At 70.3% G+C, this 15,077-nt stretch carries 12 protein-coding genes and 1 tRNA gene; 2 read left to right on the top strand and 11 right to left on the bottom strand.

Annotated features, from left to right (window positions below):
* Positions 1 to 6: 6 nt before the first annotated feature.
* The 5 genes from CRP55_RS08760 to CRP55_RS08740 all read right to left on the bottom strand — a co-directional run bounded on the left by CRP55_RS08760 (position 7) and on the right by CRP55_RS08740 (position 8,753).
* A complete protein-coding gene (locus CRP55_RS08760; protein WP_179855086.1) occupies positions 7 to 2,184 on the bottom strand; it encodes a transglutaminase TgpA family protein in 2,178 nt (725 codons plus the stop codon).
* A 157-nt stretch (positions 2,185 to 2,341) separates the two neighbouring features.
* Positions 2,342 to 3,493, bottom strand: a complete 1,152-nt coding sequence (locus tag CRP55_RS08755; protein ID WP_097319246.1) for a DUF58 domain-containing protein — start codon at positions 3,491 to 3,493, stop codon at positions 2,342 to 2,344.
* Positions 3,494 to 3,867: 374 nt separating this feature from the next.
* Positions 3,868 to 4,857 (bottom strand): AAA family ATPase, encoded by a 990-nt coding sequence (locus tag CRP55_RS08750; protein WP_097319157.1) that lies wholly within the window; start codon positions 4,855 to 4,857, stop codon positions 3,868 to 3,870.
* Positions 4,858 to 4,867: 10 nt separating this feature from the next.
* Complete coding sequence (locus CRP55_RS08745) at positions 4,868 to 7,513, bottom strand: fibronectin type III domain-containing protein (RefSeq protein WP_438865773.1); 2,646 nt, start codon at positions 7,511 to 7,513, stop codon at positions 4,868 to 4,870.
* A gap of 109 nt (positions 7,514 to 7,622) precedes the next feature.
* Positions 7,623 to 8,753 (bottom strand): fibronectin type III domain-containing protein, encoded by a 1,131-nt coding sequence (locus tag CRP55_RS08740; protein WP_143234483.1) that lies wholly within the window; start codon positions 8,751 to 8,753, stop codon positions 7,623 to 7,625.
* A 282-nt stretch (positions 8,754 to 9,035) separates the two neighbouring features.
* Between CRP55_RS08740 and CRP55_RS08735 the strand changes: the two genes are divergently transcribed.
* A tRNA-Leu gene (locus tag CRP55_RS08735) sits at positions 9,036 to 9,120 on the top strand.
* On the opposite strand, the gene CRP55_RS08730 is transcribed toward CRP55_RS08735, so the two are convergent.
* The 6 genes from CRP55_RS08730 to CRP55_RS08705 all read right to left on the bottom strand — a co-directional run bounded on the left by CRP55_RS08730 (position 9,085) and on the right by CRP55_RS08705 (position 14,185).
* The gene (locus CRP55_RS08730) at positions 9,085 to 10,779 is read right to left on the bottom strand and encodes a recombinase family protein (protein WP_097319155.1); all 1,695 of its coding nucleotides are present in this window, start codon (positions 10,777 to 10,779) and stop codon (positions 9,085 to 9,087) included. The two genes, CRP55_RS08735 and CRP55_RS08730, sit on opposite strands and share 36 nt — an antisense overlap.
* A 288-nt stretch (positions 10,780 to 11,067) precedes the next feature.
* Positions 11,068 to 12,810: an FtsK/SpoIIIE domain-containing protein gene (locus CRP55_RS08725; RefSeq protein WP_097319154.1), complete on the bottom strand. Its 1,743-nt coding sequence runs from the start codon at positions 12,808 to 12,810 to the stop codon at positions 11,068 to 11,070.
* Complete coding sequence (locus CRP55_RS08720; protein ID WP_097319153.1) at positions 12,807 to 13,127, bottom strand: hypothetical protein; 321 nt, start codon at positions 13,125 to 13,127, stop codon at positions 12,807 to 12,809. Before CRP55_RS08720 ends, CRP55_RS08725 begins: the two co-directional genes overlap by 4 nt.
* Complete coding sequence (locus CRP55_RS08715; protein ID WP_097319244.1) at positions 13,124 to 13,738, bottom strand: DUF2637 domain-containing protein; 615 nt, start codon at positions 13,736 to 13,738, stop codon at positions 13,124 to 13,126. The genes CRP55_RS08720 and CRP55_RS08715 overlap by 4 nt, the downstream gene beginning before the upstream one ends.
* Before the next feature lie 52 nt (positions 13,739 to 13,790).
* A complete protein-coding gene (locus CRP55_RS08710) occupies positions 13,791 to 13,985 on the bottom strand; it encodes a hypothetical protein (RefSeq protein ID WP_097319152.1) in 195 nt (64 codons plus the stop codon).
* Positions 13,982 to 14,185 carry a hypothetical protein gene (locus CRP55_RS08705; protein ID WP_097319151.1) on the bottom strand — a complete coding sequence of 68 codons (204 nt, stop codon included), beginning with the start codon at positions 14,183 to 14,185 and terminating at the stop codon, positions 13,982 to 13,984. Before CRP55_RS08705 ends, CRP55_RS08710 begins: the two co-directional genes overlap by 4 nt.
* Before the next feature lie 155 nt (positions 14,186 to 14,340).
* Here CRP55_RS08705 and CRP55_RS08700 point away from each other — a divergent pair, with 155 nt between their 5' ends.
* The gene (locus CRP55_RS08700) at positions 14,341 to 15,075 is read left to right on the top strand and encodes a helix-turn-helix domain-containing protein (protein WP_097319150.1); all 735 of its coding nucleotides are present in this window, start codon (positions 14,341 to 14,343) and stop codon (positions 15,073 to 15,075) included.
* Positions 15,076 to 15,077: the final 2 nt, after the last annotated feature.

Raw genomic sequence — 15,077 nt, 5'->3', positions numbered from 1 at the left:
CGCCGGTCAGCTCCGGCGGCTCCACCGCAACGGACCGGGATGGATGGTCCACCACAGGCGCCGCCACCAGGAACGGCGGGCCCGCAGCGCGTCGGCGTAGGCGACGGCCTGACCGCCGGCCTTCGCTGCTTGGCCGTCGTCGGCCGATCCGGGGGCGAAGCCGACCGTATTGATGCCGGCGACCAGGTCGCCGAGCGGCGGCAGGCCGGCATCGTTTTGGGCATACGCGGCGGCCTCCGTCGCCGCCAGATGCGGCGGCACCGGGCGGCCGGCCAACCGCAGCGCGTCCGTGAACTCCGACCAGGCGCCGGCTATCCGGTCGTCGGGGGTACCGGTGCTCAGACGCCGGCGGCGCAGTGACTGCCGCATCAGCACGATCGTGCCGGCCGCGGCGACCAGCAGGAGCAGCACCGAGCCGGAGGCGCTTCCGGCGACCACTGCGGCCGACGGGCCCGGGCCGGGTGGTGCCGCCACGAGGGTCGGCGGGCCCGAACTCGGCGGTGTCTCGGAGGGCGCGGGTGCCGGCGAGGACGGTGTGGGCGGCGGGGTCGGCTTCGGGAGGAAGTCCTCCTCGACCGGGCGCGGGTCTTTGCTCTTGGGCATCGGGTCGAACGCCACCCAGCCCAGCCCGTCGAACAGCACCTCCGGCCACGCGATGGCGTTGCCGGCGGTGACCGTGCCGCCCGCGGCCGGCGCGTCGAAGCCGACCACGACCCGGCTGGGGAGGCCGGCGATCCGGGCCAGCAGCGCGAACGACGCCGCGAACTGCTCCGACGTGCCGGCCTGGCCGCCCTGCTGACGCGGCCCGAAAAGAAAGAACTTCAGGTTCGGGTACGCGTGCCCGCTCGGCGCGTCGGCGACCCGCCGGTAGTGCTCGGCGATGAATTCCTGGATCGCCATCGCCCGGTCGTACGCCGCCCCGTTGTCCTGGGCGAGTTCGTCGGCCAGCCGCTGAATCTCGGGCGGCACGCCGGCACCGACCGTCAGATAGCGCGCCACGGTGTCCCCGGAGGGTGTCTCGGCCGTGGGCAGCAGGTTGAGATCGGGCGTCTGCAACTCCGACGTGACCGAATACGTCAACCCGGCGGTGCGCCCTTCGGGCTGGATCAGCGTGCCGGTCGCCGCGTCGAAGGCGACCCGCGCCCCCGCGACTTCCGTCGGCGCCGGCACCACGGGCAGCAGCCGCCCGGCGAGCCCGTCGATCGTGACGTCCTGCCGTATCTCCGCGATGTCGGTACCGGGCAACCGCGGCGACGGCGGAAGCACCCGCCCCGCGTTGCGATAGGTCGCGCCGACGCGCCAGGTCACGCCGTCGTAGTCGGGCAGCACGGCCAGCCGCAGCCGAACGACCTTGCCCTTGGCGCCGGCCGCGGGCGATACCCGCAGCAGCGGATCCTTCGGCTCCAGGGCCCACCCGGAGATCCGGTTGAGCGGGCTCTCGTCGAGGCTGTCCACCTGAGGCGGTTCAACGTACCGGCGCGGATCGACCGGCGTCGCACCGACCCGCCCACCGATCCAAGGCCCGACGGCGACGATCAGTCCGAGAACGATCACCAGTCCGGCCGCCGCGCTCGCCCGCCCCCGCACCACCTTGCCGTCGTCGGCACGGGGTTGATCGGTGGCGCGCGCGCTGGCCGCGAGGGCGACCACGGCGAGCCCCGCGAAAACCAGCGTGGTCCACCGGGCCGTGTCCGCGTTCGGCCCGACGACATAGAGCGCCCCCGCGTACAGCGCCGTCGCCGGCACCAACCCGAGCAGCACCCGCCCGGCCCGCACCGCGATCTCGGCCCCGGCCAGCCCGGCCAGCCAGGCGGCGATCACCGGCACGACCACTGTGTCCGGCGTCGCCTCGACCGGAATCAGGGCCGTGAGCAGCCGCGGAATCCCGTTCACGAGCGACTCGCGCACGATGTCGGTCAGCGCCCCCGCCGTCTCGGCCCGATCCGCCGCGATCTTCAGGGCCAGGAGGGTGTACGCCGCCAGCAGCACCGCCGACAGAGGTGCGACCATCCAGTTGGGCAGCCGCCGCGCCGCCACACTGACCCCCACCGACCCGACCGCCGCCCCCGCGACAAGCTGCCCCAATAGCGCCCCGGCGAAAATCCGCCCGAGCACCACCCCCGACAGCGCCACCATCCCAGCCAGCGCCACCGCGACAACACCCGCACGCACCCACCTACTCATGCGCCCGCCCCGCCCCGCCCACCCGCCAAGCTCACCATCCGCCAGCTCCCGCGCCCGCTTCCGCCCAGCGTCGCCAACCGCGCGTTCCCGCCCAGCGCCGCCACCCGCGCGTTCCCGCCCAGCGCCGCCGATCGCGCGTTCGCTGAGCCGGCGCGCCTCACCATCCGCGGACTCCGTCCCAAGCTGCGGCGAATTCGGCGCCGTCGGCCGCGTCGATGACGATCAGGCCGTCGCCGGCGGAGACGGGCGCGCCGTCCCGGTCGCCGAGGAGCCCGGCCAGCACCACCGCGTACGGCCCCCGCAATCCACTCACCGAGCCGAGGTCGCCGCGCCCACCCGGACCGGTCAGGAAGACCAGCGTGTCCCCGAGCCGCTGCGAGCGCATCCGCCGCAGCGTCGCCGCCAGATCGCCGTCGCGCAGCGTCGCCTCGGTCAGCACATCCAGGAAGGGCCCGGTCGCCACCTCACTCACCAGATGCAGGCTGACCGGAAGATCCTCACGCACCGCGGCGGCCACGATGGACGCCGCCGCCTCGCAGGCCGCCTCGAACGACTCGGCCACCCCGTCGCGCACCTCCGGATGAGCCACCGCCCGGTCGTCGAGCAGCACCACGACCGTCGGCTCGGACGTGTCGAGCTGCTCCCGCACCATCAGCTCGCCCACTTTGGCGCTGCTGCGCCAGTGCACCCGCCGCATCTCGTCGCCGATCACGTACTCGCGCAGCGTGTCGAACGTGATCGTCCCCTGCGGGACCTTGTCGATCCGCCCGTCCAGGCCGCGCGCCATCCCCGCCGGCACCGCCCGCAACAGGTGGATCCGGGGATGGACCCAGACATGAGCGATTCCGCCGTACGTCCGGGAAAGCGTCACCAGCGCAAGCGGATCCCCCCGGGTGACCCGCAACGGCCCGACCGGCACAACCCCGCGCCGGCTGGTGGGCACCGGATAGTCCACGGTGGTGTCCCGCCCCGGCCGCAACCGCAGCAAGGGCACGGGCACAGCCCCACCACCACAGCGATCGCTGGCGACCAGATTCGCCGCCCGCATCCGGCTCGTGTTGCGCACGGTCAGCGTCATCCGCGCCGCTTCCCCCCGCGCCACCCGATCCGGATCGGCCACCCGCTCCACCCCGAGCCGGGGCCGCCACAACGCGAACCCGACCGCACAGACCAGCGCCACCCCTCCCGCCGCCCCCAGCAGCGCCAAATCCGGGTATCCGTAACGGAATCCGACGGCAACCAGCCCTGCGGCAGCCAGAATCAAGCCCGCGCCCCGCCCAGTGACCCCCGTGCGCCGCCACTGACGCAGCACCGCGCCACTGGGCCCACCGGAAACAGCCAGGTCGGAGGCGCCGCCTCGCGCATCGGCGCTTCGCCCGCTGGAGCGGCCCTCAGCCGCCGGCGCGGACAAATCGCCAAAATTGCCGCCCGACTTTTCGCCGCCCGACCTTCTGCCGGCCGACCGTTCGCCGCCCGACCTTCCGCCGGCCGACCGTTCGCCGCCCGACCGTTCGCCAGTCGGCGAAGCGCCAGTCGGCGAAGCGCCAGTCGGCGAAGCGCCAGTCGGCGAAGCGCCAGTCGGCGGAGCGCCAGTCGGGGGCGCAGTGGAATCGGCCGGGCCGCCGCCGGTCGGCGGAGCGCTGCCGACCGGCAGCGGCGGCTCACCGGCGGCGGGGGCGCTGGTCACGCCCCGGCCGTGACGCGGGTGCTGTCGGGCAACGGCACCGGCACCGACCGGACCGCGTCGTCGAGCACTTCGGCCGCGGTCACCCCGCGCAGCTGCGCGTCGGCCGACAGCAGCACGCGATGCGCGAAGACCGGCCCGAGCAGCGTCTTGAGATCTTCCGGCAGGACGTACCCCCGGCCGTGGATCAGCGCGTACGCGCACGCCGCCCGGGTCAGCGCGATCACCCCACGCGGGCTGACCCCGACGCGGACTTGAGGGTGGTTGCGCGTTGCGGCGGCCAGTCTCACCGCGTACGTGTAAAGCGGGTCTGCGATGTGCACGTGCGTCGCCATGCGCACCATCTCGCCGATGGTGGCCGTGTCGGTGACCGGCTCGAGCGTGTCGGGCGAGCGCATCGCCGCCCCGCGCAGCACCTCGACCTCGACCTCTTCGCTCGGATAGCCCACCGACAGCTTGACCAGGAACCGGTCGAGCTGCGCTTCCGGCAGGCGGTAGGTACCGTCCATCTCGACCGGGTTCTGCGTCGCCACCACCAGGAACGGCTGCGGCACCGGATGCGGCACCCCGTCCACCGTGACCCGCCGCTCCTCCATCACCTCGAGCAGCGACGACTGCGTCTTCGGCGACGCCCGGTTGATCTCGTCGGCGATCACGATGTTGGCGAAGACGGGACCCGGGTGGAACTCGAACCCACGGCTGGCCTGGTTGAAGATCGTCACCCCGGACACGTCGGACGGCAGCAGGTCGGGCGTGAACTGGATGCGCCGCCACTGCCCTTGCACCGACGCCGCCAGCGCCCGGGCCAGCGTCGTCTTACCGACCCCGGGCACGTCTTCGAGCAGCACGTGCCCTTGGGCGAACAGCGCGGTCAGGGCCAGCTCGACCACGTCGGGCTTGCCCAGCACGACCGCGCCGATGCGTTCGGCGAGCGCGGCCGCGACCTGGGCGAACCCCTGGATGTGCTGGGGCGGGAGCGGTTCGGTCACTTTTGTTACCTCAGCAGTTGGGCAGGTCGTTCAGGTCGTCCCCACCGTCGAGGTTGAGCCACGCCCACGGGATGTAGTTCTTGCCTTCGTAGTTGACCTGGATCCACCAGGTGCTCTTCTTTTCGTCGTTGTAGATGTAGGCGTAGACCTCTTCGCCATTCTTTTTGCAGTACGCCTGGAGCCGCGTGCCCGGTTTGGCCCAGCCGACCTGCGTGCCCTTCTGCGACGTGCCCTTGAAGATCTCGTTGCCGTTGCGCCCGTCGACGTCCTTGTCGCAGTACGTCGCGGTCTCGCCCTTCTCACCGTTCTTGCAGGTCGCCACGCCGTACAGGTTGGCCGTGGTCTTGGTTGATTTCGCCTGGACCGTGCCCGCCGCGTTCGACGCCGTGACCGTGAACGTGTAGCTGGTGCTCGGCTTGAGCCCGGTCAGCTTGAGGCTGGAGCAGTTGCCCTTGGCCGTCGCCCCACCGGTGGCCGCCACCGAGCAGCTGGCCGTGCCACCGCCCGCGTCCACGCTGAACGCCACCGTGGCCGTGTTGAACGTCGCGCTCACCCCGGTCACCGTGACCTTCGGCGACGCCACCGTCCGCGCGGTGGCCGTGCCCGGCTCGCTCTCCCCGGCCTCGTTGATCGCCCGCACCTCGACCGCGACGTTGACCCCCGACTCGAACCCGGTCAGCGTCGTCGCCGTGCCCGCGGTGACGTCGGTGGTCTTGCCACCGGCCGCCACCACGTACTTGGTGATCGTCCGCCCGTTGTCCACCGACGGCTGCCACGCCACCGAGATCGACCCGGCCTGGTCCCCCTCGGTCGCCGCGTCGACGCCGTCCGGCTTGCCCGGCGCCGTGAACGGCACCACGCTGGGACTGACCGGCGACGCTTTCGACCCGGCGCCGCGCTCGTTGACCGAGACGACCGTGAATGCGTACTGCTTGCCGTACTCCAGCTGCCCGGTCTTGATCGTCAGGCTCGGCTCGGCCGTGTCGCCGATCGGCGCGCTGCCGCCCTCGGAGATCGCCGTGACCGTGTAGCGCTTGATCTGCAGGCCCTGCCCGTTGGCCGGCGGCCAGCTCACGACGACCGAGCCGTCCGGTTTGGCCTCGGCGGTCACCGCGGTCGGCGCGTCCGGCACCTCGGAGGTCGGTTTCACGGCATTGCTCGTACGGGCCGGCCCGGCGCCCTTCTTGTTCACCGCGCTCACGGTGAACGTGTACGTCTGCCCGTTCACCAGCCCCGGAATCGTCAGCGCCCGCTGATCGGCGCCAACCTGGAAGGTGCGCCCGGAGCCCACCACCACGTACTTGAAGATCGCGGCTCCGTTGTCCCGCGCCGCCTGCCAGGTCACCCGCGCCTCGGCGTTGCCGGCCGCCGCCCGTACGTTGCGAGGCGCTCCCGGCTTGGTCACCACCGGCTTCTTCGGCTTCGGCGGCGGCGGCGGTGCCTGCGGCGGCGTCTGCGGCGGGTCGCCGCCGAGCACGTCGTCGGCGTATTTGTCCACGGTCCGAACCGTGTGCTGGTTGTCGACGACCCGCGCCGCCTGCGACCCCGGGGCGTTGATGAACAGGTAGCCCTCACGGACCTCGAGCTCGAGCGGACCGCCCGGGTTGGCGAAGCTGATGTCCTTCTGCCGCGCGCCGGCCGAGTCGAACACGTGCACCGACCCGTCGGCGTCGGCCACGTAGAAGTAGCCCTCCCACGCCACCGCCGGCTGAAGATCCTCACCGTCGCCCGGCACCGCGAAGTCGCTGCGCAGCTTGTCGTCGGCGCCCACCACATACACATGCCGGTCGCCCGGCACGGTCACCGGCACCTGCTTGCCCTCGGTGTGCGGCGCCAGCGTGCCCGGCCCCGCCAGCGGCAACGTCACCGGATCGGGCCGTTTCCGCCCGTCGCGGATGGTGCTCAGCCCGTTCGTCGTCCGGTCGAGCACCGCGACACCGTCGTCGAGCGTGGACAGCACCAGATCATGGCTCGCCCCCGCAACCGGCTCCGTCCGCTCCTTCTTCGGCCCTGCGGCCGGCGCCGGCCCTTCCGAGGACATCGCCGCCGGCGTGATCGCCGTGACCGTCCCCTCGCTGGGCGAGGCGATCCACAGCTTGCCCTTGCCGTCGAACACCCCACCCGCGATGCCCGGCGGGAACTGCAACGGCTCCCCCACCTGCCCGAGAGTCTTCGGATCGAGCTGCTGCACCCGCCCCTGCACGGTGTCGATCACGAAGACCGAGTCCTCGTGCAGCGCGACGCGCACCCCGATGCCGGAGCTGGTCGAGTCGTCCCAGAACTTCTCCAGCGTCGTCAGATCCATCGACCCGATCGCGCCGGTGTTGACGTCGCGCAGGATCACGAACCGATCGTTCTGCACGATCTGCACCTGATGACCGCGCGCCTGAGGAACGTCGACCCGCGTGTCCACCTTGGCCGTCACGCCGTTGACCCGCGCCACCTCACCCTTGGCCCGGCTCCACACCCACGAGGCGGCGTCGAAGCTGGCCACGGCTTGATCGGCCGACCCGAGCCCGAGCACAGTGAGCCCCAGCCCACCCGCGAGCGCCAGGACGGTGCCCATCGTGACCAGGTAGCCACGACGGCGCCACCGCCTCTTGGGTCGCACTTCGCTGGTCACTGCCGCTGCCTCCCCGTCGGCCGGCGCATTCATGTCGGTCAAGAACGGAGGCCATCATAGGGGGCTCGGCGTAGCGCTCGGTACCCATTGTGGATAAGTCTCGTAGCGCTCAGTGATCAAGCTCTCGGAGAGTGATCACGATCTATCGGGGAGTAGCCGTAGCCCGGCTCGTGCAAGCCTGCGGCGACGTGGCGAACTGGTTGTTCCGATACACCGCCACCACCGCGAAGCAGTAGTTCAGCTCCCCGTTCAGCCCCGACATCTCGAACGACGTCTGCCCAGGTCCCAGCGTCGACACCGGCTTCAATTCCTGCCCAGGCCGCCCCATCGTGACCATAAAGGACACTGAGCCTTCAGACGGATCGGCCCACGTGACGGTGATCGCACTGCCGCCGTCCTTCAGCCGCACATCGCCCGGAGCCGCCCCACCCAGAGTTGGCACATCCGGATCCCGAGCAGGCTCACCCGTCCGATTGGCCAGCACAAAGACAAGCGCGGCCACAGCGATCACCGCAGCCAGCACCGCCGCGATGGCCGCAAAGATCCCAAGACCTTTCTTCCCGTACGCAGGTGAAGCACCACCCTGTGGATAAGGCGGCCCTTCCATGACCGGCTGCTGGGGCACTCCCCCTCCGAACACCTGCGCCGGCGGATACGCCGCGGTCGGCCCCGGCCCCGGCGCGACGACCGGCTGCGCGATCGTCGGCTCCTCGACCTGACTCCACCTCTGCTGCGGAATCCGCGCCTGCTCCTCGGCCACCCACGTCCGCTGGTTACCCGGCGACGGCGGCTGCACCATCGGCGATTGCTCGACCACCGGCAGCGCCGTAGTCGGTTCCTCCACGACCGGCACGACCACAGCCGCCGGCCCCTCCCGCCGGGCCGCCTCCGCTCGAGGCTCCTCCGGCCGGGCCATCCCTGCTTGGGGCTGCTCCGGCCCGAGATAGCCCCGCGCCCGAGCCACCGCCGGATGCCCTTCCCCGAGCACCCCAGGCCCGAGCTCGGCCACCCGCGTGAAGGCCTTCCGGGCTTCATGCCGGTTCCCCAGCTCTTCCGCAACTACCCCGATGTCATGCGAGATCCGCAACATCAGCGGATCCGAGTCCCCCAGACGCCACAGCCCAGACGCGTACGTCTCCTCCAAGACCCGCCGAGCTGCCATCGGATCATCAGCAAGCTGCAGAATCGTCCCGAGTTCATACGCAGTGAGCAGAACATCCGGATCGTCCTCAGCCAGGTTGACTTTCCCCAGCTCCACAGCTTTCTCGAGCACAGCCCGAGCCCCCGCAAGATCCCCCGCCCCCACCAGTTCTTGCGCACGCCGCCGAGCGGGACCGAGAGGAGAGGCCTGAGACACGGCAGCCATGCTGCCCGTTCCGCCCTCCAACCGCCAGACCACCCCTTTTAACCAGGTCATATGCCCCGCAATGTCCCCCCTCCCACCCCTGCACAACCCCCACCACAGGACCGTGTACAGTTCTCTCCTGTGCGGCTCGCCGGGCCGCCGATACCGACTGCAAAGTCGGCAGGGCAACCCGGTAAGCTGGACGAGCAGGTCCGGGTGGCGGAATGGCAGACGCGCTAGCTTGAGGTGCTAGTGCCCTTTATCGGGCGTGGGGGTTCAAGTCCCCCTCCGGACACAACACAGGTACACGATCGACCTCAGTCGATCGAATCTCGGCCAGGACCGTTCCGGTTCCTGGCCGGTACTGCATCTGGAGCCCGATCCGCGCGTAGATCTCAGCGCGATCGTGCTGGTCAGCTCGCCTCAGCAGGCCGAGCAGGCCACCCAGGGCTTTGACGATCGCGGCGATCTGCTCTTCGCTCATCCGTTCTGGTGGCGCCTCAGTGAAGCCGAGCCGGGCCTGCGCCGCCTTCTTGATCGCGGCGGTCTCGCTGATCCAGCCGGCCACCAGCGCCGGATCTCCCCCGGCATCGAGGGTGGCCCGATAGCGGGCGATCTTGGCGTCGCAGTCGTCGATTGTCTCGCGCAGCTTCGGCGCCTCGTCCTGCTGCTGATGCTGAGCGAGCGCGGCGCGGTGGCCGGCCTCGGCGATGCGGCGCAGCGTTTCGGTCAGGTTGGCGTTCCCCAGCTCTTCGCTGAGGAACCGGTCGACCGGCTCCGTGATCGACTCCTGGCGGAGGTAGAGAACTGGCGGGTGCGCAATGCCGTGCTGGCTGACGTAGTCGCGGGATGCCTTGCACCGGTAGTAGATGCGCCCGTGATTCACGCTGCCCTCCATCACGCGTTCGCACAGGCCGCAGCGCAGCAGGCCGCGGAAGAGGTAGGCGTGCCGGCTGCGTCGCGGCGCCTTGCCGCCCTCGCCGATGGCGCCACGCGTCTTGACCGTTAGCTGCGCGCGTTCGTACAGGTCGGTGGTGATCAGCGGCGTGTGGGACTCGGCGCGCGACCATGCCCACTGGCTCGGGTCGTTCCAGCGGTGCCGGTTCTCATGGCCGAGCGCGACATCGTCGACGTCGATCAGAACCTCATCCGTGCGCGCCCGGTTCCAGACTTGGCGGCCCGTGTAACGCGGGTTCTGCAAGATCGCGCGGATCGCGGTCGTCTCCCACACCTGCGTGTGCCTGTGTGGGTTACGCGCCCGGTCGTAGGCAGACGGACAGGCGATGCCGTCCTGCGTGAGTCCGCGAGCGATCGACGTCATGCCTCGGCCCGCTACGTATTCGTTGAAGATCCTCGCTACCACGGGTGCCGTGACCGGGTCGGGTTCAAGCCGGTGCAATCGCCTGCCCTCGGCCGCCTTGCCGGGGTTCGGGTGCGGGCCGGCGTCGGCGAGCCGGTAGCCGTAAGGCGGGCGTCCACCGAGGAACCGCCCCTCCAACTCCGTCTGTGCCCTCATCGCCGATCGGACACGCACCTTGATGCGGTTGCGCTCGCCCTTGCTCATGCCGCCGTAGAGCGCCATGACGAGATCGTGGGCGTCCGAGCCGGGATCGATCGCGCCGCCGATCTCCGGCACCCAAAGGCCGACGCCGTAGTGCACGAAGATCGGGAACGTCATGCCGAACTGGCTGCCGTAGAACGCACGCTGCGGCTCGCCGATCACCACGGCATCGAAGTCCCGGCCAGCGCTCTTGATCGTGTCGAGCAGGCGCAGCGCCTCCGGGCGCCGCTTCCAGGGCAACGAGCGAGACTGGCCGACGTCGAAGAATTCGGCGACGACCTCGCCGCCGGCGGGCTCGATCAGACTGCGAGCACGGGAGAGCTGCCAGGCTTTCGACGCCTGCGGGTCCTGCTGGTCCTCGGTCGACACGCGTCCGTAGAAGGCGAACCTCATGTCTGCCGAGTCTCCCGGGCGCGGTCGACGATGCGCCACAGCACATCGGCGACGGCTTCGGAGATCGGGACGTCTAGGGACGTCTTGAGCTGGCCATTCTCGATTTCCAGCGTGGTGAACGTTCGTATGCTGCGATTTCTCCTCTCGTCGGTGCGGTCTTCCGTGGTGATCGTTGGGCCTCCCTTCTCTCGGGTAACGGCGTCCGCACGGTCGCCCGTCCGTCGTCCGTCCGCGCGCTGATATGCGCAGACGCGCGCGAGCGGACGGACGTCCGCGCGGACGATCTAGTCAGGCGCGCCAGCGTCCGCGAGCGACCTGCCGCGCTCGGCCGACAGCGGCGAGCGCTTGGAGGCGGTCGTAGATCCAGGTGCGACGCATTCCGGTCGCGTCGATGAGTTCCGGGATCGTGAGTCCGTCGTCGGGAGCACTGCCGAGTGCCGTCAGGAGCGCTTGTTCCGGGTCGTCGGCGCCGATTGACGGCGATCCGATGGCGCGCGGCTGGCCGTCGATGGCAGCTTGGGATAGCGGATCGAGGTCAGGCCGTTGGTCGGCGTACCGGGCTGCCGTCTCACGCACGTGATCGTCGGTGACGAGGTAAGCGCGGGCTCGGCGCGGCTGGTTGTGCCCGTCGGCGAGGACGTAGAACTTGCCCGGTGCGTCGAGGGTGTGGGCGTGCCAGCCGGCGGCAAGCATGCCCTTGTCCAAGATGAGGTCGACGTCGCGCCTCTCTCGGACGCGTAGGCAGACGCGAACGCTCATCTGCGAGCGCAGGGCTCCGCCGCCCATGGCTTTCTGCGTCGGGCGTTGTGTTGCGGCGAGCAGGTCGACGGCGACGGCCCGGCCGCGTCGTGCGACCGATTCGGCGTACGTGACGGCGGCCGGCGCTGCGTCGGCGAGTTCGGCGTACTCGTCGATGACGATGACCAGGGCGGGTGCGTCCGGCGCGGGCTCCCAGACGCGGGTGTTGTCGCGACTGGACGCGTGGGCGCGGGCGTCGAGCACGGCGACGGCGTCGGCGAGCAGTTGGGTTGCCTCGTCCGGTGTGGTTGCGAGTCGGGCCAGGCAGGGTGCCCAGGGCCGTAGTTCCATGCCGCCTTTGAGGTCGATGCCCCACAGGACGACATCGGAGCAGGCGGCGAGGTTGCCGAGGACGACGTTCAGGACGCCGCTCTTGCCCGAGTCGGTGGTACCGCCGATCAGCGCGTGTCGCCGCAGGAGCGGCACACGGACTGTCGTCGCGTCTTCGAAGACGCCGAGTTCGATCGGATCGGCCAGCGATCGGGCGGCCGGGCCGGGCCACGGGATCGCGCCGGCGTGCGGGTCAACGGCGAGGACTCGCATCGTGCAGCGGCCGGCGTGTGCCGGGTCCTGCTCGACGCGAACGGCACCGGGTCGCGTGCCCAAGGCCGACTCGATGTCCGGAACGCGAGCCACGACATCGGTGACGCTCTGCCCTGGGCGCAACTTCATCCGAGCGCGCCAGCCCCAAGTGTTCACCACGGCGGACATGACCCGTGAACCGTCGAGCCCGACCGCCTCGGCGAGGTCCGGCCATGCGTGGATGACGCGATCCACCCGGACCCGGGCGCGGCGACGTCGGTGTGCCCACCACGGAACTCCAAGCGCGACAACGGAAACGACGAGGATAGTGGGCAACGGAGTCTGCCCAGGGCCGAGCGCCGTTGCGGCGGTCAGCCACCCGCCTGCGACGGCTGTCGTCATCGCGGCGAAGACACGTTCTTCGGCCCGTGCAATGCCCCAGGGAAATCCGCGGAGTCCGGCGACGAGTGCGGCCGCAACCGCAAGAATGGCGACCGCGGGCCAGGCGCCGGGATGGCTGTGGTGCAGGGCGAATCCAGCGACGGCGAGCACGACTCCGGCTGTGATGGGTGCGAGTTCCGACCGGTAGCGGAAGAGGACGCGCCCGAGCGCGGCCAAACCGACGATGAGTAGGGGTTCTTCCGGCACGAACAAGAGCGGTTGCGGGTTGCGGCGGCTCCAGCGGCGGTGCCGGCGTCCGTAGGCCCTCATTCGGCGATTTCGCCGTCGTCGGGCGGGATCCAGGCCCGGTGTTCGGTGACCGCGTCACGCAGGTACGTCAACGGGTCGGGCTCGCCGTCCTGGTCGGCGGCCAGGGTGGCTTGGGCGGCGGCGAGTAGGTCGGCGAAGTCCCACCGGGCGCGGCTGAGCAACTGGGCGAGCCGACCGATCTCGGCGAGCAACACTGGGATGTCGGCAACGGCCGTCCACACGGCGGTCGGGGTGAGCCGGCGTCGAGCGGCGTGCAGATGGGTGAGAACGGCCTCCTGGTCGACGGTCGGGCTTGGGATGTGCGGTTGGTTGATCATGGGTGGGGTGAAGCCTCCTTTCGGTCGGTGCTGTCGCTCGTTTCGGCGGCGAGACGTCGCCGTAGTTCAGTCGCTTTGGGTCCGGCGATGTGCAGCGCCGAGCGCAGGCCGTCTCGGCTGATGGGCCGTCCGCCGTGCGCGGCGCGGTGCCGAGCGTCGGCCTCACGGGCGGCGGACAGCAGGGCGTCATCGGTGCGTGGCTTCGTACGCCGGGTCCGGACTCGGGGCCGGACCACAGGTTCGTCTTGGGGCACTGCGATAGCTCTGAGCGCGTGCAGGTGTGCGGTCAGTCCGAGTACAGCGGCCGGGACGGCACCGACGAGGACGACGATCGGCCAGGAGATCGCGACGAGGCCGGCGGCAACGAGGTGGTATCCGGCGTTGCCGACGATGCTCGTAGCGATGGCGCCAATCGCGTTGGCTCGGGCGAAGCGACGGGCTCGGTTGCTGCCAAGCGCTCCGGCAAGCCAGACCCGGGATGAGGTCATCGCGTAGGCGTCGATGGTGACCGGCAAGAGCCAGGCGAGCCGGTCAGGCCAGCCGGCTACCTGAGCGAGCCCTCGCAGGCCGGCGAAGCTGGCCACCGCAGCGGAGATCGCAGCGATGGTCATGCCCACGATCACCCACCAATCGCGCCGCCCCTCGATTTCAGGACGAGCCACCTCAGAGGTCCAGTCCGGCGATGAATCGTGCGAGTGCGCGGAGCCCGTTGCCGATTTCCGGACCGACCGAGGACGCGGCCAGGTAGTAGCCGAACGCCGCGCAGATGGCGGCCTGCCAGAGCGGCAACCGGGCGTACCGCCACAGCAGGAAGACGAAGACGCCGAGCAGGATGACGGCGGAGACGGCGATCGTCATGCGTCGCCGCCGTTGCGATTGCGGCGACCCCGATGCGTACGGATGGCCCGGTCCGCTCCGCCGTGCCCGCCACGCGCCTGATGCCGGCGGTTCCAGCGCATCCGGGCGACGCACTTGCGGCACAGGACCGGGTGTCCCGCGCCGAGCTGGGCGCCGCACGGACAGGTCGGGACCTCGTTCGTGAAGTACTGGGTGTCCATAGCGTGGATCTCCTCTCGGTTCGGCGATGCGCGGTCCGCATCGACGCCACCGAGAGTGCGAAAAATGGACGGGACGTGATCAGGTCGTGGCTGGACGTGTCCGAGACGTCTCCCATAAGGTGGGCTGGCTGCCGGGACGTCCTGACGGGAAGACGATGCCGAACGAGCGACTACGCACCGCGATGCTGGAGCGGGGCATCACCCCGGCCGCGATGGCGGAAGCGCTCAAGGTGGACCCGAAGAGCGTCGAGCGCTGGATCAGCGGCCGGACGCCATACCGGCGCCATCGGTACCAGGTTGCCGCCCAGCTCGGTGTCGACGAGGTCTACCTATGGCCGGACGCGCTCAGCCCGGATCAGGTGGCCAGCGCCAGCGAAAGCGAGATCATCAACATCTACCCGCATCGCTGGACCGTTCCGTCCGACTTGTGGCGGCACATGTTCGAGGGTGTCGAGCAGGAGATCGGCGTCCTTGTCTACAGCGGGTTGTTCCTGTCCGAGGATGCAGGCATCCGGCGGATCTTCAGGCAGAAGGCCGATGCGGGCGTACGGGTGCGGATCCTGCTCGGCGATCCGGAGAGTGAGGTTGTCGCTCAGCGCGGCACCGACGAAGGGGTCGACGAGGCCCAAGCCGGGAAAATTAAGAACGCGCTGGTGATGTACCGGCCGTTGCGCAAGATCGATGGCGTCGAGTTCCGGCTGCACCAGACGGTGCTCTACAACTCGATCTACCGCGCCGACGATCAACTCCTGGTAAATACCCACATCTACGGCTTCACAGCCGCTCAGGCTCCGGTCTTGCACCTGCGCCGGGTCGCCGGCGGCAGCATGGTCACGACATACCTGGAGAGCTTCGAGCACGTGTGGGATGACGCCACACCGCTGGAATGAGA

This window comes from Paractinoplanes atraurantiacus (assembly GCF_900215205.1).
Taxonomy (GTDB): Bacteria; Actinomycetota; Actinomycetes; order Mycobacteriales; family Micromonosporaceae; genus Actinoplanes; species Actinoplanes atraurantiacus.
Note: the sequence above shows the minus strand (reverse complement) of the source record. Positions and strands in the feature narration are given on the sequence as shown.

What these genes read in the sequence shown, in the direction of transcription:
- CRP55_RS08730 (WP_097319155.1), bottom strand. Translation starts at nt 10,779, where the DNA reads ATGAGGTTCGCCTTCTACGGACGCGTGTCGACCGAGGACCAGCAGGAC.
- CRP55_RS08760 (WP_179855086.1), bottom strand. Translation starts at nt 2,184, where the DNA reads ATGAGTAGGTGGGTGCGTGCGGGTGTTGTCGCGGTGGCGCTGGCTGGG.
- CRP55_RS08720 (WP_097319153.1), bottom strand. Translation starts at nt 13,127, where the DNA reads ATGATCAACCAACCGCACATCCCAAGCCCGACCGTCGACCAGGAGGCC.
- CRP55_RS08725 (WP_097319154.1), bottom strand. Translation starts at nt 12,810, where the DNA reads ATGAGGGCCTACGGACGCCGGCACCGCCGCTGGAGCCGCCGCAACCCG.
- CRP55_RS08715 (WP_097319244.1), bottom strand. Translation starts at nt 13,738, where the DNA reads ATGACCATCGCTGCGATCTCCGCTGCGGTGGCCAGCTTCGCCGGCCTG.
- CRP55_RS08700 (WP_097319150.1), top strand. Translation starts at nt 14,341, where the DNA reads ATGCCGAACGAGCGACTACGCACCGCGATGCTGGAGCGGGGCATCACC.
- CRP55_RS08705 (WP_097319151.1), bottom strand. Translation starts at nt 14,185, where the DNA reads ATGGACACCCAGTACTTCACGAACGAGGTCCCGACCTGTCCGTGCGGC.
- CRP55_RS08745 (WP_438865773.1), bottom strand. Translation starts at nt 7,513, where the DNA reads ATGAATGCGCCGGCCGACGGGGAGGCAGCGGCAGTGACCAGCGAAGTG.
- CRP55_RS08710 (WP_097319152.1), bottom strand. Translation starts at nt 13,985, where the DNA reads ATGACGATCGCCGTCTCCGCCGTCATCCTGCTCGGCGTCTTCGTCTTC.